This is a genomic window from Streptomyces tailanensis (assembly GCF_008386495.1).
GTDB lineage: Bacteria > Actinomycetota > Actinomycetes > Streptomycetales > Streptomycetaceae > Streptomyces > Streptomyces tailanensis.
On record NZ_VTHJ01000044.1, the window covers coordinates 130,523 to 156,252 of the forward strand.

Annotated in this window: 23 protein-coding genes; 5 read left to right on the forward strand and 18 right to left on the reverse strand. The window is 69.1% G+C overall.

Annotated elements, in window-relative coordinates; genetic code table 11:
* Nucleotides 1–38: 38 nt before the first annotated feature.
* Complete coding sequence (locus F3T56_RS30570) at nucleotides 39–227, forward strand: DUF397 domain-containing protein (protein ID WP_149828568.1); 189 nt, start codon at nucleotides 39–41, stop codon at nucleotides 225–227.
* An 18-nt stretch (nucleotides 228–245) separates the two neighbouring features.
* On the opposite strand, the gene hemB is transcribed toward F3T56_RS30570, so the two are convergent.
* Nucleotides 246–1,238, reverse strand: coding sequence for a porphobilinogen synthase (hemB, locus tag F3T56_RS30575; RefSeq protein WP_149828569.1), 993 nt, complete (start codon nucleotides 1,236–1,238; stop codon nucleotides 246–248).
* 241 nt (nucleotides 1,239–1,479) lie between these two features.
* Between hemB and F3T56_RS30580 the strand changes: the two genes are divergently transcribed.
* Nucleotides 1,480–3,246 (forward strand): APC family permease, encoded by a 1,767-nt coding sequence (locus F3T56_RS30580; RefSeq protein WP_149828570.1) that lies wholly within the window; start codon nucleotides 1,480–1,482, stop codon nucleotides 3,244–3,246.
* On the opposite strand, the gene F3T56_RS30585 is transcribed toward F3T56_RS30580, so the two are convergent.
* The 7 genes from F3T56_RS30585 to F3T56_RS30620 all read right to left on the reverse strand — a co-directional run bounded on the left by F3T56_RS30585 (nucleotide 3,230) and on the right by F3T56_RS30620 (nucleotide 9,678).
* The gene (locus F3T56_RS30585; RefSeq protein ID WP_149828571.1) at nucleotides 3,230–4,933 is read right to left on the reverse strand and encodes a hypothetical protein; all 1,704 of its coding nucleotides are present in this window, start codon (nucleotides 4,931–4,933) and stop codon (nucleotides 3,230–3,232) included. The genes F3T56_RS30580 and F3T56_RS30585 overlap by 17 nt on opposite strands.
* A complete protein-coding gene (locus F3T56_RS30590; protein WP_149828572.1) occupies nucleotides 4,930–5,958 on the reverse strand; it encodes a hypothetical protein in 1,029 nt (342 codons plus the stop codon). The genes F3T56_RS30585 and F3T56_RS30590 overlap by 4 nt, the downstream gene beginning before the upstream one ends.
* Before the next feature lie 5 nt (nucleotides 5,959–5,963).
* Complete coding sequence (locus F3T56_RS30595; protein ID WP_149828573.1) at nucleotides 5,964–6,335, reverse strand: hypothetical protein; 372 nt, start codon at nucleotides 6,333–6,335, stop codon at nucleotides 5,964–5,966.
* A gap of 97 nt (nucleotides 6,336–6,432) precedes the next feature.
* Entirely contained in the window at nucleotides 6,433–6,783 is a 351-nt protein-coding gene (locus F3T56_RS30600; RefSeq protein ID WP_149828574.1) for a hypothetical protein, read from the reverse strand.
* 67 nt (nucleotides 6,784–6,850) lie between these two features.
* Nucleotides 6,851–7,363 carry a hypothetical protein gene (locus F3T56_RS49850; RefSeq protein WP_342787005.1) on the reverse strand — a complete coding sequence of 171 codons (513 nt, stop codon included), beginning with the start codon at nucleotides 7,361–7,363 and terminating at the stop codon, nucleotides 6,851–6,853.
* 956 nt (nucleotides 7,364–8,319) lie between these two features.
* The gene (locus tag F3T56_RS30615; protein ID WP_149828575.1) at nucleotides 8,320–8,994 is read right to left on the reverse strand and encodes a class I SAM-dependent methyltransferase; all 675 of its coding nucleotides are present in this window, start codon (nucleotides 8,992–8,994) and stop codon (nucleotides 8,320–8,322) included.
* Nucleotides 8,995–9,150: 156 nt separating this feature from the next.
* Nucleotides 9,151–9,678, reverse strand: coding sequence for a glycine-rich domain-containing protein (locus F3T56_RS30620; RefSeq protein ID WP_246204045.1), 528 nt, complete (start codon nucleotides 9,676–9,678; stop codon nucleotides 9,151–9,153).
* A 105-nt stretch (nucleotides 9,679–9,783) separates the two neighbouring features.
* Here F3T56_RS30620 and F3T56_RS30625 point away from each other — a divergent pair, with 105 nt between their 5' ends.
* Nucleotides 9,784–11,079: a helix-turn-helix domain-containing protein gene (locus tag F3T56_RS30625; protein ID WP_149828576.1), complete on the forward strand. Its 1,296-nt coding sequence runs from the start codon at nucleotides 9,784–9,786 to the stop codon at nucleotides 11,077–11,079.
* A 495-nt stretch (nucleotides 11,080–11,574) separates the two neighbouring features.
* Here F3T56_RS30625 and F3T56_RS30635 read toward each other — a convergent pair whose 3' ends face one another.
* Complete coding sequence (locus F3T56_RS30635) at nucleotides 11,575–11,811, reverse strand: hypothetical protein (protein WP_246204047.1); 237 nt, start codon at nucleotides 11,809–11,811, stop codon at nucleotides 11,575–11,577.
* Nucleotides 11,808–12,020, reverse strand: coding sequence for a hypothetical protein (locus tag F3T56_RS30640; RefSeq protein ID WP_149828578.1), 213 nt, complete (start codon nucleotides 12,018–12,020; stop codon nucleotides 11,808–11,810). Before F3T56_RS30640 ends, F3T56_RS30635 begins: the two co-directional genes overlap by 4 nt.
* Nucleotides 12,021–12,308: 288 nt before the next feature.
* On the opposite strand from F3T56_RS30640, the gene F3T56_RS30645 reads away from it, so the two are divergent.
* Together F3T56_RS30645 and F3T56_RS30650 are read left to right on the forward strand one after the other, a co-directional pair.
* Nucleotides 12,309–13,145: a helix-turn-helix domain-containing protein gene (locus F3T56_RS30645; protein ID WP_149828579.1), complete on the forward strand. Its 837-nt coding sequence runs from the start codon at nucleotides 12,309–12,311 to the stop codon at nucleotides 13,143–13,145.
* Nucleotides 13,142–13,351, forward strand: coding sequence for a DUF397 domain-containing protein (locus F3T56_RS30650; RefSeq protein ID WP_149828580.1), 210 nt, complete (start codon nucleotides 13,142–13,144; stop codon nucleotides 13,349–13,351). Before F3T56_RS30645 ends, F3T56_RS30650 begins: the two co-directional genes overlap by 4 nt.
* A 177-nt stretch (nucleotides 13,352–13,528) precedes the next feature.
* On the opposite strand, the gene F3T56_RS30660 is transcribed toward F3T56_RS30650, so the two are convergent.
* The 8 genes from F3T56_RS30660 to F3T56_RS30690 form a co-directional block, all read right to left on the reverse strand.
* Nucleotides 13,529–15,079: an HsdM family class I SAM-dependent methyltransferase gene (locus tag F3T56_RS30660; protein ID WP_149828581.1), complete on the reverse strand. Its 1,551-nt coding sequence runs from the start codon at nucleotides 15,077–15,079 to the stop codon at nucleotides 13,529–13,531.
* 1,215 nt (nucleotides 15,080–16,294) lie between these two features.
* Nucleotides 16,295–16,552, reverse strand: coding sequence for a restriction endonuclease subunit S domain-containing protein (locus F3T56_RS30665; RefSeq protein WP_149828582.1), 258 nt, complete (start codon nucleotides 16,550–16,552; stop codon nucleotides 16,295–16,297).
* Entirely contained in the window at nucleotides 16,549–18,825 is a 2,277-nt protein-coding gene (locus F3T56_RS30670) for a DEAD/DEAH box helicase family protein (protein ID WP_342787006.1), read from the reverse strand. The genes F3T56_RS30665 and F3T56_RS30670 overlap by 4 nt, the downstream gene beginning before the upstream one ends.
* Complete coding sequence (locus F3T56_RS48400; protein WP_246204049.1) at nucleotides 18,753–19,841, reverse strand: type I restriction endonuclease; 1,089 nt, start codon at nucleotides 19,839–19,841, stop codon at nucleotides 18,753–18,755. The genes F3T56_RS30670 and F3T56_RS48400 overlap by 73 nt, the downstream gene beginning before the upstream one ends.
* 467 nt (nucleotides 19,842–20,308) lie before the next feature.
* Nucleotides 20,309–22,045, reverse strand: coding sequence for a bifunctional uroporphyrinogen-III C-methyltransferase/uroporphyrinogen-III synthase (locus F3T56_RS30675; protein WP_149828583.1), 1,737 nt, complete (start codon nucleotides 22,043–22,045; stop codon nucleotides 20,309–20,311).
* Entirely contained in the window at nucleotides 22,042–23,010 is a 969-nt protein-coding gene (hemC, locus tag F3T56_RS30680; protein ID WP_149828584.1) for a hydroxymethylbilane synthase, read from the reverse strand. Before hemC ends, F3T56_RS30675 begins: the two co-directional genes overlap by 4 nt.
* Nucleotides 23,007–24,719: a glutamyl-tRNA reductase gene (locus F3T56_RS30685; RefSeq protein ID WP_149828585.1), complete on the reverse strand. Its 1,713-nt coding sequence runs from the start codon at nucleotides 24,717–24,719 to the stop codon at nucleotides 23,007–23,009. Before F3T56_RS30685 ends, hemC begins: the two co-directional genes overlap by 4 nt.
* Nucleotides 24,716–25,471, reverse strand: a complete 756-nt coding sequence (locus F3T56_RS30690) for a redox-sensing transcriptional repressor Rex (RefSeq protein ID WP_149828586.1) — start codon at nucleotides 25,469–25,471, stop codon at nucleotides 24,716–24,718. Before F3T56_RS30690 ends, F3T56_RS30685 begins: the two co-directional genes overlap by 4 nt.
* Nucleotides 25,472–25,730 lie beyond the last annotated feature (259 nt).

Genomic DNA, 25,730 nt, shown 5'->3' on the forward strand with positions numbered 1-25,730 from the left:
CAGCGCTCTGCCCTGTTGGACCGCATGCTGGGGGAGCCATGATCAGCGCGCCGCACTGGTTCAAGTCGACGTACAGCGGCGACGAAGGCGGCGCATGCATAGAGGTGGCCGTCACCCCCCACGCCATCCACATCCGCGACTCCAAAACCGCGGAGGGCAACGACGGCCCCACCTTCACCACCTCACCGGAGGCCTGGTCGGCCTTCACCGCCTACGCGGCCCACTGACCCGCCAGGTACTGGCGCTCAGCGCACCATCCGCGCAGCCTCAACAGCCCAGTACGTAAGGACGTTCTGCGCCCCAGCCCGCTTGATGCCGGTCAGCGTCTCCAGGATCGCCCGGTCCCGGTCGATCCACCCCTTCTCCGCGGCGGCCTCGACCATCGAGTACTCACCGGAGATCTGGTAGGCGACAACCGGCACATCCACGGAGTCGGCCACGCGCGCGAGGATGTCGAGGTAAGGCCCGGCCGGCTTGACCATGACCATGTCGGCGCCTTCCTCCAGATCGAGGGCAAGCTCGCGCAGCGACTCCCGCACATTGGCAGGGTCCTGCTGATACGTCTTCCGGTCGCCCTTCAACGACGAGGCGACGGCCTCCCGGAAGGGCCCGTAGAAGGCAGACGCGTACTTGGCGGTGTAGGCCAGGATCGCCACGTCCTCCCGCCCGATCTGATCGAGCGCATCACGAACGACCCCGATCTGCCCGTCCATCATCCCGCTGGGCCCGACCACATGCGCGCCCGCATCCGCCTGCACCTGGGCCATCTCGGCGTACCGCTCAAGAGTCGCGTCATTGTCGACGCGTCCTTCGGCATCGAGCACCCCGCAATGCCCGTGATCGGTGGTCTCGTCCAAACACAGATCGGACATCACCAGCAACTCATCGCCGACCTCGGCCCGCACATCCCGGATCGCGACCTGAAGAATCCCGTCCGGGTCGGTCCCCGGCGTCCCCAGGGCGTCCTTCTTGGACTCCTCCGGCACCCCGAACAACATGATCCCGGAAACCCCGGCCTCAACGGCCTCCACCGCGGCCTTCTTCAAACTGTCCCGGGTGTGCTGCACGACCCCGGGCATGGCCGCGATCGGCACCGGCTCACTGACGCCCTCCCGTACGAACGCGGGGAGGATGAAGTCGGCCGGGTGAAGCCGCGTCTCCGCGACCATCCGCCGCATCACGGGCGACGTACGCAGCCGCCTCGGCCGCGTACCGGGAAAGGATCCGTACTTCGACATACACCTACGCTACGCCCGCGCCAGCACCCCCTTTGCCAACACGGCGTCGGCGATACACGGCGATACGCGCGGCAGCTTTCACGACTTCGCCTCACCCCACGTGTCCACTCATGCGTAACCTGTGAAGATGAGCAGCTCATGGGGGACAGCGACCGTAAAAGGCCTGGCGGGAAGGCTGACACACAGGGAAATCCTTGATCCCATGGCTGGTCCACCGGAACTCCGGTAAAGGGGGAGAGCGTTGGGGCGGACGAGCGGTCGGGGCACATTGCAGGACGGTTCGGCGGAGGACGCGGACGAGCGGCGTCGGCTCTCCACCCTGGACCTCGTGGGTCTCGCCGCCGGCGGTGTGGTCGGTTCGGGGTGGCTGCTGGCCGCCGGTCCCGCCTACGCCGAGGCCGGCATGGACGCCGTATGGGCGTGGGTGATCGGCGGGGCGCTGATGCTGCTGATCGCCGCCGTGATGGTCGAACTGGGGATCGCCCTCCCCAAGACGGGCGGGCTGATCTTCCTGCCGCTGCAGGCCGCCGGACCGCTCGTGGCCACGGTGGTGGCCGCCGCGCTGTGGATCGTGTACGCGGTGAACCCGGCGAGCGAGGCGGTGGCCATGGTCCGCGGGCTGGCGCACTGGGTTCCCACACTGCTGGACAAGAAGGGAGACCACTACGACCTCTCCCCCACAGGCTGGCTGTGTTCTGTCGGCTTCCTGGCGCTGATCATGGGGCTCAACCTGCTGCCGCCGCGTCGGCTGATCAGGCTGAACCTCTTCGTCACCGTGGTGAAGGTCCTGATCCCGGTACTGATCATCATCTGCCTGTTGCGAGCCGGAGCCGACAGCTGCGAGCCGGCCGACGTCTCGTGGTATCTCAGCGAGCAGTCGAGGAACCTCGGAACCAAGCCCGGGGATCTGTCGCCCCTGTACGTCGTGCTGGGCGGCGGCGTCATCTACGCGTACATCGGTTTCCAGGCCCCGCTCGACTTCGCCGGCAACGTCAAACGGCGCGGCGTGGGCGAGGCCGCGCGGCTGCGGTGGGCGGTGTACGGCACCATCGTCGGCGCGTTCCTGCTGTACACGGCGCTGCAGTGGGTGTTCGTCAGACACTGCGGCAGGCTCGACGCAAGCATGCTCGAATCGCCGTACTCCCAATTCGCCTTCGGCCTGACGCTGTTCTGGCTGGCCTGGCTGGTCCGCCTCGACGCGATCGTGTCCCCGATGGGCTCCGGCATCGTCTTCACACACGCGCTGACCCGGGAGGTCGCCGCCCTGAGCCGCGCCCACCTCACCCACCGGGGACTGCAGACCGCGCGCCGGGCCTCGTTCCGCTTCCGGGGCGCCGAGATCGACGCCTACTGGATGATCCTGCTGGTCAACTTCGCCATCGGCCTGCTGGCACTCGTCGTGGTACAGGGCACGTGGGAGGAACTGGTCGCCCTCAACAGTGTGCCGACGCTGGTGGTGTACACCATGCCAGGCGTCGTCCTGGTGGCGATGAAACAGCTGGAATTCCGGGGAACGCGCCGGATGGTGCATCTGGCCCTCTCCTACGCCACGTTCGTCGCGATCGCCGTCGTGATACACGAGGCGAAGTGGGACGACGTGTGGCGGGGCATGGCCGCCATCGGAATCGGCTCAGCGCTGTTGCTGGGGCTGCCGTGGCTGGCGAGGATCGACCTGCCTTTGGTGGGGCGCCTGTTGCGCCGCTACGACGCGCGGGACCACGTCTCCCGTTTCGCCGCCCCCGGCGACCCCGCGGTACGGCCGGTGCTGCTGTTCCTCACGCATCTGGCGGTGCTCGTGCTGTGCACGCTGCTGCGGTACCTGGACGAGAGGGACGGCGAGGCCGACCTGCTGGCCAAGGTGACGCCCGTGGTCGCCGCCCTCTCGGCGGCCATCGTGTTCCCGCTGCTGGTACGGGCCTGCCGGCGCTACATGGCGGCCGTATCGCCCACCTTGCCCGCTCCCCGACACGAGGCGCGCGTGGAGCCGCCCGTCACCGCAGGGACTTGATGACCCAGTCCGCCGCCTCGCACCGCCCGGCCGCCCGCAACGCGGCCACCGCGTCGTCCCGGTGCCCCACGTCCGACCAGCGGCCCACGGTGGCCCGCAGGAGCAGCTCCGCGTCCGGCAGCGGCAGCTCCAGCACCCGGCCGACGACCTCGACGACATCGGCCGGAGTCACCAACTGCTCGTTCTCCAGCAGCCGTTCGAGCAGTGTCCAGGCCACTTTGTGCAGCCCGGCGCGGTGCAGACGTCCCGCGACATCGGCGACCAGCGCGGCGTCGACCGGCAACTCGTGGGACGGGTCGGAGAGTTCACGGCAGGCGGCACGTACGGCGGCCGCGTGCCTGGCGTCGTGCAGCGCGCGCAGACACTCCACGAACCAGTCCCGGTTCCCGCCGGGGCCCATGACGTCCATGGCCAGCCGACGCCCCGCCTCGTCCGCGGCCCGGGTCCGGTCCCGGCTGCGCTCGACACGGCCCAGCAGGGTCACCAGATCGGCGCCGGAGCGCTCCTCGACCCGTACGGCGGCGACGTGGCACAGCAGCCGGGAGCACTCGGGGGCGGCATCGTCCAGCCGCAGCCATTCGCCCAGTTGCCTCAGCGCTTCGAGCGAGCGGGGCGAGGCACCGGGGTCGGGTCCCGCCACGATGTCGGCCAGCAGATCCCGGGTGGTACGGGTGAGGGCCGGCTCCTTGTACCAGGACGCCACGAGCACGGCCAGCTCCTGCACGTTGCTGTGCCCTGCCGCGTAGTGCCGCACCAGGGCGCACTTGGCCGGGGCCGCCTCGTCCTTCGCCAGCATCGCGCAGAGCTTCACCACGTGCCGGGGCTGTGTGGTGCGGCCGATGTGCTCGGCGAGGGCGTCGTGGCCGGTGCCGCGCCGGGCGATCAGTTTCGCCACCAGTCGCCGGGTCCGCTCCACCTCGGTCGCGTCCGAGGCGTTGAGCCGCTCCTCGACCCAGTGCTCCAGGACCCGCCCGGCCGGGCTGAGGTGCTGGAACGCGCCCGCCAGGTCGGCCATCTCCTCGTCGTCGCCCGCGCCGGCGGCGCCCGGCGGGCTGTCGGCGAGCGCCCGCAGGGTCAGCCCGAGCAGCCGGTCGGCCTCGCGTTCGCAGCCCTCGTCGCGGAGCGCGGTGTGCAGCAACGCCCTGTCGAGGTTGGTGCGGCCGGAGCCCGGGCTCGCGAACACCTGCACGGTGCGCTTCGCGAGCGCCGACTGCCGCCGCTCCAGCACCCGCACGAACACCGCCACATCGAACGCCGTGCGCTGGCAGGCCACGTCGTGCACGATGCTCGCGGTGATCGGGGCGCGCTCGCCGCCGGACTCCGCCTCCTGCTGCATCAGGGCCAGCTCGGCCGCCTCCCCGACCGGCCGTGACAGGGCCGCCGTCGCCATCAGCATGACCGCGTCCCGCGGGTCGAAGTGGTGGGCGAGCTCGACCAGTTCCTCGACCGGACGGCGCAGGGCGAAGGCGTGCAGGGCGCGCATGGCCATCGCCTCGCGGTGCTCCTCCCGCATCCTGCTCAGGATCAGCACGAACTGCCTGACCTGCATCTGCGTCACCCAGGCGTACACCTCGTTGAGCGACTCGGCCAGGTCCGGCTGGAACAGGTGGTCGGTGCGGCGGACACCCTCGGCGCCGTTGGCGGCATTGCTGCCGTTGACTCCGTCGGTGCCGTCGATGGCGGTCATCCGCCGCCCAGCATCGCGGGTTCGATCTCACCCCAGTACCTGACGAAGTCGACCGGGTTGCTCAGCAGCTCGCCGGCCCTCAGGTCGACACGGCGGGCCAGGTCGCGGCTCTGCTCGTCCCCGCTCTTCAGCCGCACCACCACGCGGCCCGCGAGATCCGGGCGGCTCATCAGATCGCCCAGGTTGCGCTCGCCGTTGAGAAGCAGTTCGCGGACCCACTCGTCCACCGTGGCCGGCGTGCGCGTCCGGGGCCGGCGGCCCTTGGCGTGGTTGGTGAACAGCGCGGTCGCCTCCGAGGCGTCGTTCAGCAGCATGCGGGGCGCGTGGTGGACGCCGCACTCATGCATGCTCTCGTCGATGCCGGCGCGAAGCGCGCCGAGGGTGAGGTCGTCGGGGTGGTCGGGCATGCCCTGCCCCAGCACGTTCAGCAGATGGCCGCTGAACGGCGTGCAGGTGTCGAGGGGCCCGGGCAGGTTCGCGCAGGCATCGGCCCACGCGTTGTGGATGTTGCCGCCGACCGCGGTGAGTACGCAGGTGCCCTGGAGGCGGGTGCCGAGGGCGCCCGGCAGGGCGGACTCGGGGCCCAGGTGGGGCAGCATGTTCGAGTAACAGCAGTCCGCGATCAGGACTTTGAGGCCGGCCTTGCTCTTCCTGATCGCCCGGTACACGTACCACGCGGACAGCCAGGTCCAGGGCTCGTTGATCCGGGAGGAGCCGACCGCGAAGTGGACCTGGCCGCCGGGCACGTCCTGCCAGTACGCGCCGTGCCCGACGTACACCACCAGCAGCGTGTCCTGAGGCCCCTCACCCGCCGCGGCCGCCTCGTGGAGGGCACGCATCACACCGTCCGCGGTCCGCGCCTGCCGCGGCTCCAGCACCGTGAACCGGGACGCGTCGCCCCACTGGGGGTCCCGGGCCAGCGCGGCTCCGTACGCACGGGCGCTCGCCTCGATCGTCGGATACCCGTCGATACCGGAGTCGTCGTCGTACGTCCCGACCCCTATCACCAACGCCCGCGATGCCATGCCGGTCAGCTCCCCTCGGGGTCGTCGGAGCGCTGCGGGGGCTCCGGGTCCCGCGTGGGCTGTGGGGGCTCCGGGTCCCGTACGGGCTGCGGAGCCTGCGGGGGCTGGACGACGATGGTGACGATCGGCGGGTCCAGCCGTCGGCCCCGCCAGTTGTCGACCGCTCGTTGCACGGCGACCTGCACCACGGCCCCGGCGACACCGCCCAGCAGGGCCTCCAGCATGGTGACGGCGAGTTCGCCGCCGAGGGTGCCCTTCTGCCCGGCCGTCTCGAGCCGCCACGCCAGCCCCGTCTCCCGCCCCAACTCCTCCAGGAGATCCTGCGGCTCGTCCAGCCCGACCGGTCCCTCGACCTTCACGGAGATCATCGCTGTCATCTCCCGTGCCTCCCCCGCTGCGCAGTGACATACACGTCCACTCTGCCAGCGCGAACACGGACTCCGCGAGGGTGAACCGAGGCACACCGCAAGCTTCTTACGCCCCCTGAACGCCGCCCTCACGGGTACGAGGTCCTTCCTCGCCCCTGACGACCCGCAATGCGGGCCCCGGCGCGAACTCACCGATCTCATATGCGGCATCTCGCCAGTGGGCGGCCAGGTCCAGCTGGCGTTGAGGGTCATCCGATACGGGTGGCCCCGGCTGGCAGGGCAGGAGGGGATACAGCACGGCCACGGCGAACCGAACGGCGTGCATGGCGGCCCCGGCGTGGGGTTTCGCGTAACCCTCCCCCGCGCCCGTCAGCTTCAGGGTTTCCAGAGCGGCAGCGGTTCCGCGCAGCGTGTTGTACACCTGCACGTAGGCGGAGTGGGCCGTGTGATCAGCCATGTGTACTCCTCAAAGGTGGTGGGAATCGGTCGAGCTCCGGCGGGCTCCCGGCGCCCCGCAAAGGGCCCTACGGCGGCTCAGGCCGCACGGACGGGTCAGGTCCCGTCGCCCCGGCGATATGGCGGTCGCGTTCGGCACGGCAGTCTCGGCACCAAGTTCCCTCCGGCGCGCGGAAGGCACGATCACAGCCGCCCGCGCAGTCCACCATGCTGTACGACGGGGACGGCTCGACGTCCGGAGCCGGGGCCCGGGGAACCTCCGGCAAGGGCGGCAGCGGTGGTGGCAGCAGTTCCCGCAGCCGGTAGGCGAGAAAGCTGGCCGGATTCTTGAGGAGGGCGGGAATGTCGGCCGTCATGGCGTGGTGCACCGCGGCTCTGCTGGCACCGTTGTCGAGCCAGGCGATGACGGCCGGAGTGAGGCGGCGAACGTCCCGCTGCGAGAGCGTGAACCGGTCGTCGGTACGACGCAGGCCCACGAGCAGGGCGACGGCCTTGTCGTGGTGCTCGCTGTTGGACGGCTCGGGTCCGGGGGGCTCGGGTGCGGGCGGTGCGAGGTCTTTGTGGCCGGGCTCGTCATTCACGACCGGCGGGACGGAAACCGCAGGGGTGACGGGGGCGACAGGGCCCGTGGAAGCATCGGGAGCTTCCGGAACCACGGGCGCTGAGGGAGCCAGGGAGGCAGTGGGCCCCACGGAGACGGCGGAAGCAACTCCGTCGGCCGGGCTGGGCCTCACCACCGCGACGGCGACGACCGGCCCGCCCGCCACCCCCTCACGGGCTCGCGTGAGCGCCGGAGCGTTGTACGCGTACGTACGCGTGACCACGCGCCCACCGTCGGCCCGCTCGCGCACCCGCTCGATATAGCCGTGCGCCTCCAGCTCACGCAGGGCGAAGGCGATCCGGTCCCGGCCCTCGGGAAAACGCTCGGCAAGGGTACGGATGTCGGCGGAGGCGCCTTGGGGCAGCGAAAGGATGTGGGTCCGAGCCCGATGGCGGTCAGGGACAACTCTCGGTGCTGCGCGAGGTGGTTGCCGATGATCGTAAACCGGTCAGGCTGGTACTCCCTGATGTGGGTGACCCCGGAATGGGTGGTGCTTCGCCGAACAGGCGGCTGCGGGCGCACCGCGCCGCTAGGCTTGGTCTCAGCCATAGGGAAGAGCCTCTAGATCTTCCTCGGTGGTCAGGCCCTCGCACTGGGAGGTGGAAGTCCCGGCGGGGGCCGACGCATGTCTGCGGTTGTCTCCGCCGAGCCTGCACGCCCAAACCGCCACCGCGCCAGCCGAGTTGGGATGATTCACTCCAGCGAGTGACGAAAACGGGGTTTGGTTGGTTTGGAGGGCTTCTCTCCCAAGAGTTCTTTCTCCTTTATGGCCCGCCGCCCCGTCGCACGGCCCACCGGGACCCGGCTTTCCGGGCTCCGGTTCAGCGTTCAGCGTTCAGCGTTCAGCGTTCAGCGTTCAGCGTTCAGCGTTCAGCGTTCAGCGTTCAGCGGCCGAACGGCGCGGTGGACACTGGATTCGTGAGTGTGCGGGGCGCGTTACGCAGGAGCCTGCGCGCGCACCATGAGCGTGCCCAGGCTCCCCGGTTCCGGAGCACTGAGGATATGGGCGTCAACGTCGGTGAAGCCGTGCCGCTTGAGGATGTCCGCCCACGTCTGCGGGGCGTACTGCCAGCGAAGCACCGTCAGCTCTCGCTCGCGCCCTTCGAGCCACTTCCCCCGCATCGGCTGAGGCCCGTGGGACCCGGCGACCGGTTCGGCCTGCGAGAAGGCAAAGACGCCGCAGGGGGACAGCCGCTTGAAGACGCAGGGAAACAGGTCCTCCGGGTCTGTGAACCACACGGCCCCCCACACCGAATAGATCGCGTCGTACTCCGTGGACGTGGACGACAGGTACGTGCACACCTCGCCGTGGACGAACGACAGTCCGGGGGTGTCCTTCCACCAGGAACGGGCACGTTCGACCTGGACAGGGGAAAAGTCGACACCGGTCACTTCGACGCCCTGATGAGCTAGGTGGGCGGCCTCCTTGCCCTCCGCCGGCCCGAGCTCCAGCGCGCGGCGGGGAGTGCCGAGGACTTCGGCGCCGGGGCCGTGGCCGGGGTACTGCGTCCAGTCGAAGCGCTCGGGCGACGGCGCCGGTTGGAGCCCTTCGCCCTTGTGAGGCTTGTACTTGTCCCAGTATTCGGCCGGTGTCATCGGCGCGTGAGGCATGGAACTCCTCGGAAGGATGGAGTGACCGGTGTCCCTTGAGCTGGACACCGTATCCGGCCGTTCTCCCACGCACGGGCGAATGACACCACCTCGCCCGGATGCACACGCGAAGGGCCCGGGAGCGCTCAAGACGCCCCCGGGCCCGACCGGTTCAGGTCAGTGGCAGTCCGCCCCCGGACTGCACGGACCGCATGCGCCGTAGTCGCGCTCCCAGAGCTTCCAGTCCACTTCAAAGCCCGCGTCGGCGATGATCTGCGCCGTGCGCTCCACAGAGCCGTCGTACTTGAACTCGATCTCGGGGATGTGCTCCAGGAACTTGCCATCGAAGTGCTCCGCACAGAACTCGCGGTAGTTCTTGGTGTCGAGGATGAAGACGTGCACCGCCATGTCGATCAGGCGGCCACAGCACATCTCCAGGCCCTGGCCCCACTTCTCCATGGCCGTGATCAGGTACGAGACTGCCGCCCCGAACAGCCGGTTGGCCATCACCTCGTCCACCGGGTGGTCACGCATCAGGAGCTGGATCTCCCGGTCCCACACCTCCCGCTTCACGTAACCCCGAGGGTCTCGAACCTTGGTGTCCACTGCTGGCGTCATATTGCCCTCCGTGGCTTCGTCGGGGCCCGCCGCTCCGAGCGGGCCGTAGTGGAACGACACCACCAGCCGACAGCGCGAAGTGGTCAACTGCCCGGCCGTGCACGCAGTTTGCAGATGCTGCACACGCCGTCGACGCGCCCTTCCCCACTGGCTACCGTGGATGGGCCCGGCCCCTGGCCAGTGGGAGGCGCGATGCGCACCATGGACCCGCTGTGGAGTTCCGCTCAGGCCCGTACGCTCGTGGACCGCCAAGACCCCGGAGGACTCATCCGCATGGGCCGGGTCTGGCGGGGATGGCGGCAAGCCGACCTTGGGGCGCGTCTTGGCTGCTCCGCCTCCACCGTCTCCCGAATGGAACAACGGGGCAGCCGAACGGCTGACCTGCACCTCCTGCGCCGGGCAGCCCACGAGGTCGGCGTGCCACCCCAGGTCTTAGGAGCGGCACTCGGATTGAGCGTGCTCCAAGCCACTAGAGTGGCGGCCGATGGTCCACGTTGCGCCAAGGAGGACCCCATGCGCCGCCGGACACTGCTCGCGGCCGCCGGGCTGACGGCCCCCGCTCAGCTCCTCGCCTGCGTGGACGATGCCCTAGCGATCACGCCTGCCCCGACCGGCTCGGCCATTCCCCTCGATACCCGCCTCACGCGGGCACGGTCTCTCTTCGACGCGGGCAGGCACACTGACCTTCTCGAAGCGCTGCCCGGGCTCCTCGCCGACGCCCATGACGCCGCCCGGTCCCGGACGGACCTTGCACACGCCCGGCTCTCATCGTGCTACAGCCTGGCCGCCCAGCTCCTCGTCAAGATCGGTCGCTACGACCGGGCCCGCCTCACCGCAGACCGCGCCACCGTCTACGCGGAACTCTCTGGCTCCCCACTGGCCACCGCCGCTGCCGCCCGGGAACTGAGTATCGTCCTGCGCCACCAGGACCAGCCGGGAGCCGCTCAGCGCCTGATCCTGAGCGCTGCCGCCCAGGTCGAGGCCACGGGGCTGAGGACTCCCGCACAGTCGGCGGCCTACGCGCAGATGCTGTGCACCACGGCGTACACGGCTGCGCGCGCCGGAGACCGGGAGCAGGCGCTGACCATGATCCGCGAAGCGTCCCAGGCCGCGCGTAATCTCCCGCAGCAAGCCCCGGCGGGACGCTTGTTCCCCATCACCCCGGCAGCCGTCGACCTCTACGAGGTCGGCGTTCACTGGGCGCTGGGTGACGCCGGGTCCGCCATCCAGGCCGGCCAGGCGTTGCACCCGGACCAGTTTCCCACCGCCGAGCGCAAGGGACGGATGCATACCGATCTCGGCCGTGCGTGGTGGCAGTGGGGCAAGCCGGAGCAGACAGCCCACGAGCTGCTTTCCGCCCTGCGCGTCTCCCCCGGAGAAGTCCGAGACCGCCCAGCCATCCGGCAGATCGTCCGCGACCTGTCCACGCGGCACCCGCGGGTGAGCGGCGTCCGCGAGTTGGCCGTATCGACCGGCCATCGCGGCTGAGCGCCAGCCGTCGCGAGCAGGGGCGGGAGCTCAGGCGGGGAGATGGAGACCCCGTTGGCGCTGCATGTGAAGCTTGGCAAGGGCCGCCAGTTGTCGCTGCTCCCACGCTGAGGCCGGTCGAACCGCGACCCTGCTTGTACGCCACTCAAGGCCGGTGGGACGGGCGAGGAAGACCACCGCGCCCTGAATGCCCGTGATCCTCGCGGGCATGTCGTAGTGCCGGTCATAGACGACCTGACCAACCCTGAGTTCGTCCGCTTCCGTTCGTACTCCTCGGGCCGGTCGCCGCCCTACCGCTCTCCTCATCGCTCCGTCCTTCCTCGGCATCGCTCGCACTCCGGGACACGACACGGCGGGTAGTCCGACCCGGGGAGGTATACGACGCCGGAAGCCACGTCCAACGCCCCTCCGTACTCCGTCCACCACCCCGCAGGGCGGGCCCCGTACGGGGTGCCCGCGAACCGGTCGGCCGTTTCCTCCGGCGGCATCGCCACTTCACAGCCCTCGGCGAGTACGGCGGTTGGCCTCAGCCACCCGGGGAACCAGAAGCTCACGGGTGGTCGGTCGGCGGAACTCCGCCGTGTCCCACTCCTCACCGTTGGGCGCTCTCAGGGTCAACGTCGAGCCGTCCCAACTCACGACAGAACCGACGCGGCCCGTACGGGCATCGGTGGTCCAGTCCCCCAGACCGGGCACGTACGCGGGCTCCTCGTTCGTCTCGAAGGCGTTCACGCCGCCATCTCCTTCGCGTCCGTTGCCCGGCGGTGCGGGTGCTGACTGATCACGTCGTTGGTGCTCCGGAGGCTTACGACGCTGCCCAACCGTCGAGCCGCTTCCCGCTTCGTCACGGCGGCAGTGCAGACGGGGCAGCCGTCCACGGGTACGGGCTCAAGGGCCGGTGCGCGCAGTGCCGGAGTCGTCGCCGGCGTCTCGCTGGTCACCCCCACAACCTCCTCTGAAGTCCAGCCTCAACGGCCCGCAACAGCTCGGGGGTTGGTGACGCGTAACCGGTGCGTGGAACCCACTTCGGGGCGAGTCGCCAGAAGCCACCGGCTTTTGCGAGTGCTTCCAGTTCTGCCACACCGTCAGCCGGGGCCGCCCGAGCCGTCTCTTGATCGGACACGACCGCTCCTCTCCGTAGCGCTTCCACTACCAAGCGGGTTCAGCGTGGCCTGCGGTGGGGAAACAATCAACGTGTCAGACAGGGACGAAAGATTGGTGAAAGCCCTTTGAACCGCAAGGAGTTGGACCCGGACAGTTCTCCCCAGGCTGCCTTCGGTGCGCGTTTGCGCAGCGCACGGGAGGAACGCGGCTGGACACAGGAGGACTTGGCGGAGCGGGTGGGATATGCCAGTTCGCATATCTCAGCCGTAGAAACTGCTCGGAAGATGCCGACCTTGCGCTTCGCGCGCAGTGTGGACCTCGCCTTCGGCATCGCGGATACAGCGGACACATTCGAGCGCCAGTGGCGCGAGATCCGCCACGGCAGCCTGTTGGAGGGTTTCCCACAGTTCGTCGACCACGAGAAGCGCGCGGCAGAGATCCGACTGTACGAAGTGGGGGTCATTCCCGGCCTGCTTCAGACGCCGGAGTACGCAACGATCGTGGCGGACAGCGCCGTCAAGCGGGGGGCGATCACCGCCGAGCAGGCAGAGGAGCGGGTCACGCTCGTCGCGGAGCGGCAGACCGCGCTCGTCCGGACGCCCCCACCGCTGATCTTCGCGGTGCTGGACGAAAGCTGTCTGCGTCGACCCATCGGCGGACCCGCCGTCATGAACGCCCAGTTGGAGCGGCTGATCGAGTTCGCCGAGCTGCCGAACACCGTGCTCCAGATCGCTCCGTTCAGCATGGGCGAGCGCCGACCGCTCAGCCTGCCGGTCTACATCCTGACGATGGCGGACCGCTCGCTCTTGTCGTACGCCGAGTCCGCCCAGCGGGGTCATCTCGAACGAGACGGCAGGTTCGTCCTGCCCTTGCTGGCGGCCTACCATCAACTACAGGCTGAGGCTTGCTCGCAGGCGGAATCCGTGGCCATGATCAATCAGTTGCGAAAGGGCACCCCGTGACGACCGAATCCCCCCGTTGGTTCAAGTCCTCGTACAGTGAGAACGGCGGCGCCTGCATCGAGGTCGCCGGAAACCTCGTCGCCTCGCGCGGCGTGGTCCCCGTCCGTGACTCCAAGAACCCGAACGGTCCGGTTCTGGACGTCCCCGCCGAAGCGTTCTCGTCCTTCGTGGCGGGCATCAAGGCCGGAGAGTTCGGCTCTGTCTGACCGCTCGGCCCGGCACTCGACTTCGAGCCCGGCGCCTGGTCGTCGTTCGTCGCTGCCGTCCGGCGTGACGAGTTCCCCGTGTGAGTCTGACCCGACCACGTAATGCCCCGCCGCTCTGCGAGGAGCAGCGGGGCATCACTGTCGCGTATGGCGCCGCCGTCGGCCCGGCGGCCCTGCTCACTGCTCTTCGGCCGGGCCCCCGCCCACCATGCTGTCCGTACCCCTCGCCTGCTGAAGCGTCTCCGCGATCGCGGCGAACTCCTCAAGCGCGGCCTGGAGGTCCTCGACGATCTCGGCGACCAGTACCTCGGGCGCGGGCAGGTTGTCCGCGTCGTCGAGGCTCGGGTCACGCAGCCAGCTGATGTCGAGGTTGGCCTTGTCGCGGGCGATCAGTTCCTCATACGAGAACGCCTTGAACCTCTCGGTCTCCACGCGCTTGGAGCGGTCCTCGCCGGGCTTGTAGCACTGGACGAAGTCCTCAAGGTGACCCCAGGTGAGCGGGTTCTGCTTGAGCGTGAAGTGCTGGGCTGTACGAAAGTCGTAGACCCACAGCTTCTCGGTCCACGGCTGGTTGGGACGAGCCGGCTTGCGTTCGAAGAACAGCACGTTGGCCTTGACACCGCCCGCGTAGAAAATGCCGGTGGGCAGGCGCAAGAGCGTGTGGACGTCGTACTCGTTGAGCAGCCGCCGCCGGATGGTCTCACCGGCTCCGCCCTCGAAGAGCACGTTGTCGGGAACGACGACAGCGGCCCGTCCGTGGATCTCCAGCAGCGAGGCGATGTGCTGGACGAAGTTGAGCTGCTTGTTGGTCGTGGTGACCCGGAAGTCGCGCCGCTCGTATGCGATCGCCTCGCGGGCGGCGGAGCCGTCGTCGCCGTAGACGGTGATGGACGACTTCTTCCCGAAAGGCGGGTTGGCCAGGATCAGGCTCGCGCGCTTGTCAGGCGGGGCGGCGAGGGCGTCCTTGGTTTGGACGAGGGCGGGTCCGGTGGGCTGGCCGATGCCGTGCAGGAAGAGGTTCATAGCGGCAAGACGGGCGGTGTTGCGGACCAGTTCCGTGCCCCAAATACCACCGCTGCTGAGGTGCTTGCGCTGCTCGGGGGTCAGCTGGTTGCCGTACTCGTGCAGGATGTACTCCGCAGCGGCCAACAGGAAGCCACCGGTTCCGCAGGCCGGGTCGGTGATCGTGTCGTCCGGGGTTGGGCGGACGCAGTCGATGATGGCCTGGATCAGCGACCTAGGGGTGAAGTACTGCCCCGCACCGGACTTGATGTCTTCCGCGCCCCGGGACAACAGCTCCTCGTACGCGTCACCCTTGATGTCGGTCTTCTGCCCCGACCAGTTCTCCTTCTCGATCAGGTCCTTGACCAGGCGCTTGAGCTTGGCGGGGTCGTGGATGCGGTTCCGGGCCCCGTTGAAGATGAGGTGGAAGGTGGTGTCCTTCCGCTGGTTGCCCAAGTCATCGAGGAGTTGGGCGTAGGCGGCTTCGAGGGCGGCACCGTCGTACTTCAGTAGCTCGGGCCAGCCACGGTTCTCCCAGACCGACCCCTCGGGCATGATCTGCTCGCGGAACATCGGCGGGCGGGTCTGCGCCTCGTGCGCCATCTTGAGGAACACCAGAAGCGTCAACTGCTCGACGTAGTCGATGGTGGAGACGCCGTCGTCCCGCAGGACGTGACAGTAACTCCAGAGCTTGTCGACGAGCCGACGGGCCTCGGTCGTGGTCACGCGGGGATCTCCAGGTCAAGGGTGGGCTGGGTGGCGGTGGCGAGGGCGGGAGCGTCGGCCGGGGGCCGCGGGGGCGCGTCCGGTGCCGGTGCGGTGTCCGGGGTGCGCTTGCGCTGGGCGGGTGTCCGGCGGGGCTTCGGCCCCGGGACTTGGTCGGTCCGGCTGCTTCGCGCTCGGCACGGATTCGGGCGAGTAGGGCGTCGGCGGGCTCGTCGGTGGGGGCCTGGGGCACGAGACGGCCGGCGAAAGCCTCGGCGAGGAGTGAGCGGCGGAGGGTGACACTTCGTCGTTTACTGAGGGACACCGTGTGAGTGAGATGCCTGGCTTGTTGCTCGATGTTGGACCACTGAGCGCATAGCGCTCGCTGAGTCGGCAGGTCTGGCAGCGGGAACTCAATCGCGCCAAGGATCTTTTGATTGACCTTGTGGATACCCGCTGTAGTACGCGCCTGGCTTTCGATCTGGCGTCTCACTGCCAAGGACGACCAGATGATGCGCAGATACTCCGGCATGATCTTCTTCGTGTCAGGGCGCGCCCGAATAATGGTATCCGGGTAAGCAACGGGAGCTGAGGCATCGACAACGAGCGCCCCACGGCCGACCAGAGAAACCGAACCATTTCCGCGAGCGACGAGGAAGTCACCTGGCTGGACGAGGAACGGCTCCGCGTCGCTCTCTTCCCAGTCACCCTCCTTGCGTTGCATGAGGTCGACGTAGGTGTCGGATAGAGCAGTAAGCCGAAGCACGGGGAATCCACCCGCTCGGGTCGGGACAGATCGACCATTCGCCAGACCCGTAGTCAAGACGTCGCGAAATTGGACTGGGGCGTGGGCCGACGTCATCCTATGGAGCGCTGCTTGGAGGTACCGTTCGATGCGGCGGGCGCTGAGCTGGAGAGTTCCATCAGCCGCGTCGAGGCGCGACAGTTGCTCTTCGAGCGCTACAACGATGCGCCGCTGCTCCTCAACCGGCGGCAACAAGCACTCGATTTCCGTGAGCGTCCCCTGAGAAATATTCCGCATCGAGTCCTTCGTACCGGTGGCGCGTTCAGAGATCTGGCCTCGGATGCCTGGCGACGAGAGGAGATATGCCAGCCACTCCCGGTCGATCCCGTCAGCCGGGACAAGGCGAAGACTCTTGTCGCTGAGAAGCAGTTGGGGGCGGCACTTACGCACAAGCACGGACGCCCCTACATAGGCCGCCGTGTTCGCCCGACTCAGCAGGACGTCACGTCCCCCGGCCGAATCTCGTACTCAGGGTTGAAGGGAAACTCCGCAGGTACGGCCTTGTTCTCCCCCTCATCGAATTCACCCCAGGTCATGGCGCTGACCTTGATGACACCCCACTCTTCAGCCGACGCCGGCCGAGGTTCACACTTGTAGGACTTACCCGCCTCAATCCGGGCAAGGATATCGCCGAGCCGAACCCGGACCCATCCCTCCGGCAGTTCCGAAGGAATACCGCCCTCGCTCACGCGCCCAACTCCCGTCCCAGCTCACCCAAAATCTCAGCCCCCCGATCGGCCCCGAATTCCCGAAGGAACCCGTCCACGCCCCCACGCTCGATGAAGGGTACGTCCTTCAAATGCTCGGGCTCGATCGCCGCATCCGTGGCGATCACGTCCACCATCCGGTCCAGCCACCACACCTGATCCGCAGTGAAAACGGCCCCCGCCTGCTCCTGCCGGACCTGCCACGCCGCGTACCGTTCCTCCACCAGCGCCCGGTACGGCCGTACCTCCTGATCCAACCCCAGCTCGAACCGCAGCAAGCCGATCAGGTCGACAACACCAGCCGCTCCTCTCGGATACCGAGCCGCCTTGCCCAGCTGCACATACGCGTCGTACAGCCGTGCCGGAGTCCACTGGAACGGAGGACGCTCGATCTTGCGCGCGAGGTCCCGCAGCCGCCGGTAGACCTCCTTCGGGTCGCGCCGCTCGCTGAACGCGATGTTGAACGCGGCGATCTCATCCCGGTGGTCCTTCAGGTACTGCTGCCAGGAGGACACACGCCGAATCGCCAGCTCGTCCGCCGTGATGCCGCGCGCCTCCTTCACCTCGTCCACGCTCACCTCGTCTATGACGATGTCGTGGGCGCGCCGCATCGACATCAGCCGATCCCTCAGCTCACGGTTCGAAGCGATCGGCTTCAGCACCTCCAGCATGTCCTGCCGAACCTGCTCCTGCCCCCCGATCCGTCGCGCCCTCTCCTGCTGATCAGGGTCCACGGACCGAACCAGACCGCCCACGATCTCCTGGAGCGGCTGGCCGGCGAGTTCCTCGACCTCCTCGCGCTCCTCAGGAGTGAGCTGCCGGTTAAGGCGCGCCAGGCGCCCCGCCAGCGTGGCGACCTCGTCCTCCGTCATCGCCAGCCCGGCTGTCTTGGCCATCAGCCTCTCCAGCGGGATCTTCCGCTCGGAGACTCGGTTGAGAGGGCGCGCGTCCACGCGGGGCGAGTCCGTGACGCCGACCGCGTCAACGATCACGAACCGTTCCTTCACCTCGGCGTCAGGCGTGACCGCCTGGAATTCCGCGGCATCGATCGTCCGCGAACCCCGCCCCTTCATCTGCTCGAAGTACGCCCAGCTCTTCACGTCCCGCAGGAAGAAGACACACTCCAGCGGCGGGATGTCCGTCCCCGTGGCGATCATGTCCACGGTCACCGCGACCCGCAGCTCGGGGCTGTTCCGGAACGCCTTGATCAGCTCGGCAGGCCGCTTCGCCGCATGCGTGATCTTCATGCAGAAGTCGTCGCTCTCGCCGAACACCTGCCGCACCATCTGCACGATTTCATCGGCGTGGTTGTCGTCCACGGCGAAGATCAGCGTCTTGGGCACATGCGTGCGCGACCGCTGGACCTCTCCCTCCCCCACGGGCGGAAAGATGTCCGTGAACAGGTGCTGCCGGAACGTCTCGACGACGAGCTTCAGCTGCCCCTTGCTGATGACCTGGCGGCCCAGCTGGGACGCCTTCCACTCCAGGTCCTCCTCCAGCTCCTGGTACCGCTCCCGCCGGGTCTTCCGCTCCCGCATCGGCACGACCGTCTCGGCGGGGATCGTGCCGCCGTTCTCCCCCAGCTCCGTACGGATACGGAAGACATCGAAGTCGACGTTGACGCCATCGGCGACAGCCTGCTCGTACGGGTACTCGCTGACCAGGTTCTGGAAGAAGAACCCGAAGGTCTGGGCGACCGGGGTGGCGGTCAGCCCCACCATGTGAGCGTCGAAGTACTCCAGCACCGCCCGCCACTTGCCGTAGATGGAGCGATGGCACTCGTCGACGACGATGAGGTCGAAGGACTCCGGCGGCAGGGCCGGGTTGTAACCGACCTCCACCGGCTCGTCGACCAGGTCGTACCGGTCGAGCGCCTCGTTGTTGTCGTCCGCGCTCGGCACCGCCTGGCCCGTCAGCGCCATCCACAGCCGCTGCACGGTCGACACCACCACGTGCGCGGAGCCCAGGACGGTGTCCCCGGCCATCCTCTGCACGACGTACAGCTCGGTGAACTTACGCCCGTCGTCCGGTGTGTCGAAGTTCTCGAACTCGGTCGCGGCCTGGCTGCCCAGGTTGTTGCGGTCGACGAGGAACAGCACTCGCTTGGCACCCGCGTGCTTGAGCAGCCGGTAGCTCTCGCTGACCACCGTGTACGTCTTGCCGGCGCCGGTCGCCATCTGGATCAGGGCGCGCGGGTCGTCCTTGGCCAGGGAGCGCTCCAGGCCCTCGATCGCCTTCTGCTGGGCGGGACGCAGCGGTCCGGGTCGAGGAACGTCTGCGGCAGGCGCCGCATCCGGGCACGCAGGGTCGGCGCCGTGGGGTCGGCCTCGGCCTCGTCGACCCAGCGGGCGATCGTCTCCGGGCGGTGCACGGCGGAGACGTCACGCGTACGCGGGGAAGGGTCGAGCGCGTTGTGGAAGCGGACCGTGTTGCCGTCGGCCACGTACCGGAAGGGCAGGCTGGCCCGCCAGGCGCTGAGCTGCTGGCTGCGCGTGAGCCCGGTGGCGTAGCGCGAGGCCTGCTGCATAGCGGCCTCCAGATCAGCGCCTTCCCGCTTCGCCTCTATGACACCGACCAGGCGCTGGTCGACGTAGAGGAGGTAGTCGGCGCGACCGACGGCGGTGGAGACTTCCCGTACGGCGACGCCCCGGCCCGCGAAGAGGTTCTTGGCGCTGTCGTCCTGGACGGCCCAACCCGCCTTCTCCAAGATCTGGTCCAGCTCGGCACGGACCTGCGCCTCGCTCATCGGCGGGCGAGCCGCCTTCTGCGCGTAGGCGATGAACTCGTCGCGCTGCGAGGCACCGTCCAGCGGCCGGGCGGCGGTACGCGAGTCCAGCGCCGAAGCCGTCAACTCCGTGATCTTGCCGCTCAGTTCGGCGATCACGTCGTGCAGGGCGGCCCGCTCGACCTCGGCACGGGACAGTTCCGCCTCGGCCTGCGCGCGGGCGGCCTGCTCACGCTCCAGCCGGTTCTGCTTGCCGTCGTAGCGGAGCCGGGCCTCCTCCAGCTTGCGGCGGTAGGCGTCGAGTTCGGTACGGAGCTGCTCCAGCTCCTGCGCGTCGGCGGCCGTCTCGGGGGCGGGGGAGGCAGACGGGTGCGCGGGCGGCAGGAAGACGCGGTGCGTGGTGTCGGACTGGTCGAGGGAGCGGTGCAGCCAGTCACCGAGCCGGAAGCAGGTCTCCACTGCCTGAAGTGCGGCGCGCACATTGGCGTAGTACTCGTGGACCGCTCGGTTGCCCGTCGTGCGGATCCCTTCGAACCACGCACCCACCTGGGGAACGAGAACGCCTGCCCGGGTCAGGGCATTTATGCGGTCGACCTGCCCTGTTGCCGGGAACGGTGACGTTGACCAGGGTCACCAGGTGCTTGGCCATGATCTCGCCGAACAGACGAGCCTTCACCATGGCCGCGTGCGGATCTGTATGGACGTACGACTCCGCCGCACAGCCGAGCGTCACCAGTAAAGGCTCGTGCCTGATCAGGTGACCGAAGTTGGACGAGCCCGCAGCCAGTCGCCTGACCTGCTCGTCGTCGCCACCAGCCGTGTTGCCCGCCGTTCCGATCACCATGTGGTCCCCACGTTTCCCGCGTTCATGCCAGAGCAAAGCCTTGCAGGATCACATGAACACTCAAGAATCGCAAGGTAATTGCGTGCAGGAATCCGTGCGCCTGATCGGATCGACGGAGAAACGGGCCAGGGGCGGCGTATCTCAGGAACCGCCGCCCCCTACGACCGCCTCAGGTAGTAGACCGCCTCCGCCGAGCCCCCGGCCGCCGCTCACTGGGCCGAGTAACCGGATCCCCCGCCTCCACAGCCGCGGCCCGCCGCCGCAACCCGAAGTCGGCCAACGCCTCGGCGAGCTTGTGCACAGACGGCTCCGGAGCCATCACATCCACCCGAAGCCCATGCTCCTCGGCGGTCTTCGCGGTAGCCGGCCCAATACAGGCGATCACGGTCACGTTGTGCGGCTTCCCGGCGATCCCCACCAGGTTCCGCACGGTGGAAGACGACGTGAACAGAACCGCGTCGAACCCACCCCCCTTGATCGCCTCCCGAGTCTCAGCCGGCGGCGGCGAGGCGCGCACGGTCCGGTACGCCGTGACGTCATCGACCTCCCACCCGAGCTCGATGAGACCCGCCACCAACGTCTCCGTGGCGATATCGGCCCGAGGCAGGAACACCCGGTCAATGGGATCGAACACAGGGTCGTACGGCGGCCAGTCCTCCAGCAGCCCGGCCGCGGACTGCTCCCCCGAAGGCACCAGATCCGGCTTCACGCCGAAGGCGACGAGCGCCTTGGCCGTCTGCTCCCCCACCGCCGCGACCTTGATCCCGGCGAAGGCCCGCGCATCGAGCCCGTACTCCTCGAACTTCTCCCGCACGGCCTTGACCGCGTTCACCGAGGTGAAGGCGATCCACTCGTACCGCCCGGTCACGAGCCCCTTGACGGCCCGCTCCATCTGCTGCGGCGTCCGCGGCGGTTCGACGGCGATCGTCGGCACCTCGTGCGGGACGGCGCCGTAGGACCGCAGTTGGTCGGAGAGCGACGCGGCCTGCTCCTTCGTACGCGGCACGAGAACCCGCCACCCGAACAGGGGCTTGCTCTCGAACCACGACAACTGGTCGCGCTGGGCCGCGGCGGAACGCTCGCCGACCACGGCTATCACCGGCCGCCCGCCCTCCGGCGAGGGCAGCACCTTGGCCTGCTTCAGCGTCTGGGCGATGGTGCCCAGCGTCGCGCTCCAGGTCCGCTGTCGGGTCGTCGTACCGGCGACGGTCACGGTCAGTGGCGTATCGGGCTTGCGCCCGGCGGCGACCAGCTCACCGGCCGCCGCGGCCACGGTCTCCAGCGTCGCCGAGACGACGACCGTGCCGTCCGAGGCGCCGACCTCGGTCCAGCACCGGTCGGAGGCGGTACGGGCGTCCACGAACCGGACGTCGGCGCCCTGCGCGTCCCGCAGCGGCACACCGGCGTACGCGGGCACGCCCACCGCGGTCGCCACCCCGGGCACGACCTCGAACGGCACACCCGCGGCGGCGCACGCCAGCATCTCCTCGGTGGCGTACGTGTCGAGGCCGGGATCCCCGGACACCGCACGCACGACCCGCTTGCCGCCCCGCGCGGCCTCCATGACAAGATGTGCCGCATCCCGCACAGCGGGTGCACCAACGGTTGTTGACGCGCCGTCAACAACCGTCAGCTGAGGCGTGCCCGTGCCCGAGAACGTGTCCGCGGCGGACACCGCGTTCGGGGACGGGGACGGCGGCGGGCTCGAATCGGTGTCGAGCAGGGCGACGCCGGAGCGGGCATGCACACGTACGACGTCGAGCACGTCGTGCTCGGCGACGAGAACGTCCGCGTTCGCCAGCGCCTCGACGGCGCGCAGTGTCAGCAGTCCCGGATCCCCGGGTCCGGCACCGAGGAAGGTGACGTGCCCGTGTTCCGGACCGGCGGGAAGGGTGGTGGGGCTCAATGTGCTCGCTCCCCCATCAGACCGGCCGCGCCCTTAGCGAGCATCTCGGCGGCGAGTTCACGGCCGAGCGCCATTGCTTGGTCGTACGTCTCGGGCACGGGACCGGTGGTGGACAGCTGCACCAGCGTCGAGCCGTCGGTCGTGCCGACGACGCCGCGCAGGCGCATCTCCTTGACAGTCTGCCCGTCGGCCAGAAGGTCGGCGAACGCACCCACAGGTGCGCTGCAACCGGCCTCCAGGGCGGCGAGCAGGGACCGCTCGGCGGTCACGGCGGCCCGAGTGTACGGGTCGTCGAGCCCGGCGAGCGCGGCGATCAGTTCCGCGTTGTCGGCGGTGCATTCGATCGCCAGTGCCCCCTGGCCGGGGGCGGGCAAAACGGTGTCGACCGAAAGGAAATCGGTCACTTCATCACTGCGCCCGATCCGGTTCAGTCCGGCGGCGGCCAGAACGACGGCGTCCAGCTCACCCTTCCGCACATACCCGATCCGGGTGTCTACATTGCCGCGGATCGGCACCGTCTCGATCGTCAGCCCATGGTTGCGGGCGTACGCGTTGAGCTGGGCCATCCGCCGAGGCGAACCGGTACCGACGCGGGCGCCCTCGGGCAGCTGCTCGAAGGCGAGCCCGTCCCGGGCGACCAGCACGTCCCGCGCGTCCTCGCGCACCGGCACGGCGGCCAGCACCAGCTCGGCGGGCTGTGTGGTGGGCAGGTCCTTGAGCGAGTGCACGGCGAAGTCGACCTCGCCGCTCAGCAGCGCGTCGCGCAGCGCGGTGACGAACACACCCGTGCCGCCGATCTGCGCCAGGTGCTCGCGGGAGACATCGCCGTACGTCGTGATCTCCACGAGTTCGACGGGCCGTCCGGTCAGGCCGCGCACGGCGTCCGCCACCTGCCCGGACTGGGCCATGGCGAGTTTGCTGCGCCTGGTCCCGAGCCTCAGTGCCCTCTGTTGCGGCTCACTCATGATCGCCCTCGGTTCTCGGCGTCGTTCTCGGTGGTCTTGCTGTCCTCGGCCCGGGACACGGCGGCGACCGTCTCCTGGTCCAGGTCGAACAGGGTCCGCAGCGCGTCCGCGTACCCGGCGCCGCCGGGCTCGGCCGCGAGCTGCTTGACCCGTACGGTCGGGGCGTGCAGCAGCTTGTCGACGACGCGCCGCACGGTCTGGGCGATCTCGCCGCGGTGCTTGTCGTCGAGCCCGGGCAGCCGGCCCTCCAGGCGGGCGATCTCGTTCGCGACGACCTCGGCGGCCATGGCGCGCAGCGCCACGACGGTCGGTGTGATGTGCGCGGCCCGCTGAGCGGCGCCGAACGCGGCCACCTCGTCCGAAACGATCCGCCGCACCATGTCCACGTCGGCCGCCATCGGTGCGTCGGCCGAGGCCTCGGCGAGCGACTCGATGTCGACCAGCCGTACACCCGCCAGCCGGTGCGCGGCCGCGTCGATGTCCCGGGGCATCGCCAGGTCCAGCAGCGCCAGCACGGGGGCGGGCCGGGGCACCTCGACGACCGGCTCGGGCCTGCGCAGCTCGGTGATCCGCCCGGTGCGGGCCACGGTCGCGGCGAGCGCGGTGATCAGCTCGGCGTCGGCGGCGGGGGTGCGTCGCCGGTCCCGGATGTCGACCGTGGCGTTGTCGACCCAGGCCGCGTGCTGTTCCAGCGTCGCCGCGTCCATCCCGGCCACCGCGGCCTCCCCGAGCACGGAGAAACCACCGCCCTGCACGGCTCCGGCGGAGAGGTCGAGCGGACAGTTCTCGTCGGTGCCGACGGACGTGGGCGGCAGCACGGGCCGTACATGCGTACGGGTATCCGGTGCGGCGGGGGCGCCCTCGGGCACCCGGCCCTCGACCGCCGCCGCGACCACGTCGGCGGTGAGGACCAGGCCCGTGGCGCCCGTGCAGGAGACAACGACATCGGCACGTGTCAGCTCGGCCGGCACCGACTCCATCGGTACCGCGCGGGCCAGCACGTCCGTTTCGCCCTGCTCGGTGATGATCTGCGCGAGCCGCTCGGCACGGTCGTACGTCCGGTTGGCGATCACGATCTCAGCGACGCCGGCCCGCGCGAGCGTGGCGGCGGCCAGCGACGACATCGACCCGGCGCCGATGACGACGGCCCGCTTGCCCGCGGCCCAGCTCTCGACGTCCCCGCCGGCGGTGAACTGCTCCAGGCCGAAGGTCACCAGCGACTGCCCGGCCCGGTCGATACCGGTCTCGGAGTGCGCCCGCTTACCGACCCTCAGGCCCTGCTGGAACAGGTCGTTCAGCAGCCGCCCGGCGGTGTGCGTCTCCTGCGCGCCGGCCAGCGAGTTCTTGATCTGCCCGAGGATCTGCCCCTCGCCGACGACCATGGAGTCGAGCCCGCAGGCCACGGAGAACAGATGGTGGACGGCCCGGTCCTCGTAGTGCACGTACAGATAGGGCGTCAGCTCGTCGAGCCCCACCCCGCTGTGCTGGGCGAGCAGCGTGGACAGCTCGGCGACGCCCGCGTGGAACTTGTCCACGTCCGCGTACAGCTCTATGCGGTTGCAGGTGGCGAGCACGGCGGCCTCGGCGGCCGGCTCGGCGGCGACCGTGTCCTGAAGCAACTTGAGCTGCGCGTCCGGGGACAGCGCGGCCCGCTCCAGCACACTCACCGGAGCACTGCGGTGGCTCAGCCCGACGACCAGGAGACTCATGCCGGCATCACGGCGGGGACATCCCCGTCCGGCCCTTTCCCTGCCTCCTTGGGAGTCAGGGTCACGGCCGCGGTCTCAGCCGCGGCCTCCTCACCGGCCTTGCGCTGCTCGTGGAAGGCGAGGATCTGCAGCTCGATCGACAGATCCACCTTGCGTACGTCGACACCGTCCGGCACGGAGAGAACGGTGGGCGCGAAGTTCAGGATGGACGTGACACCTGCGGCGACGAGCCGGTCGCAGACCGGCTGGGCGGCACCGGCGGGAGTGGCGATCACACCGATCGACACCCCGTTGCCCTCGATGATCTTTTCCAGATCGTCCGTGTGCTGGACCGGAATCCCCGCGACCGGCTTCCCCGCCATCGCCGGATCGGCGTCTATCAGCGCCGCGACCCGGAAACCACGGGACGCGAACCCGCCGTAGTTGGCCAGCGCGGCGCCGAGGTTACCGATACCGACGATCACGACCGGCCAGTCCTGGGTCAGCCCCAGCTCACGCGAGATCTGGTAGACGAGATATTCGACGTCGTAGCCGACCCCACGCGTCCCGTAGGAACCCAGGTACGAGAAGTCCTTGCGCAGCTTCGCGGAGTTGACCCCGGCCGCGGCCGCCAGTTCCTCGGATGAAACGGTGGGTACCGAGCGCTCCGACAGCGCGGTCAGGGCGCGGAGGTACAGCGGAAGCCTGGCGACGGTGGCCTCGGGAATCCCTCGGCTACGGGTCGCCGGTCGGTGAGTTCGGCCAGTTGCCACGGTGCTCCTGCGGGTAGAGCGGGGCTGCGGGCGGTCATGCGTCCGCAGACCGCCCCGTCGACAGCAGGCTATGTCTTTGTGAACGCGTGCACAAAGATGGTGTCCGATTTGCCCGGCCAACGTGACCGGGGTCACGCACACGCGACGCACGCGTACGGAACCGGCACGCGTGCGCCTTCGTTCCTCACCAGGCGCCTTGCTAGACGGGGGCAAAACCGCACACTCTCCTCACGCATCCCGCCCCCGAGACCAACCAGCC

Coding starts and splice junctions, on each gene's coding strand:
- F3T56_RS30570 (WP_149828568.1), top strand. CDS start 39: ATGATCAGCGCGCCGCACTGGTTCAAGTCGACGTACAGCGGCGACGAA.
- hemB (WP_149828569.1), bottom strand. CDS start 1,238: ATGTCGAAGTACGGATCCTTTCCCGGTACGCGGCCGAGGCGGCTGCGT.
- F3T56_RS30585 (WP_149828571.1), bottom strand. CDS start 4,933: ATGACCGCCATCGACGGCACCGACGGAGTCAACGGCAGCAATGCCGCC.
- F3T56_RS30590 (WP_149828572.1), bottom strand. CDS start 5,958: ATGGCATCGCGGGCGTTGGTGATAGGGGTCGGGACGTACGACGACGAC.
- F3T56_RS30595 (WP_149828573.1), bottom strand. CDS start 6,335: ATGACAGCGATGATCTCCGTGAAGGTCGAGGGACCGGTCGGGCTGGAC.
- F3T56_RS30600 (WP_149828574.1), bottom strand. CDS start 6,783: ATGGCTGATCACACGGCCCACTCCGCCTACGTGCAGGTGTACAACACG.
- F3T56_RS30615 (WP_149828575.1), bottom strand. CDS start 8,994: ATGCCTCACGCGCCGATGACACCGGCCGAATACTGGGACAAGTACAAG.
- F3T56_RS30625 (WP_149828576.1), top strand. CDS start 9,784: ATGCGCACCATGGACCCGCTGTGGAGTTCCGCTCAGGCCCGTACGCTC.
- hemC (WP_149828584.1), bottom strand. CDS start 23,010: ATGAGTGAGCCGCAACAGAGGGCACTGAGGCTCGGGACCAGGCGCAGC.
- F3T56_RS30685 (WP_149828585.1), bottom strand. CDS start 24,719: ATGAGTCTCCTGGTCGTCGGGCTGAGCCACCGCAGTGCTCCGGTGAGT.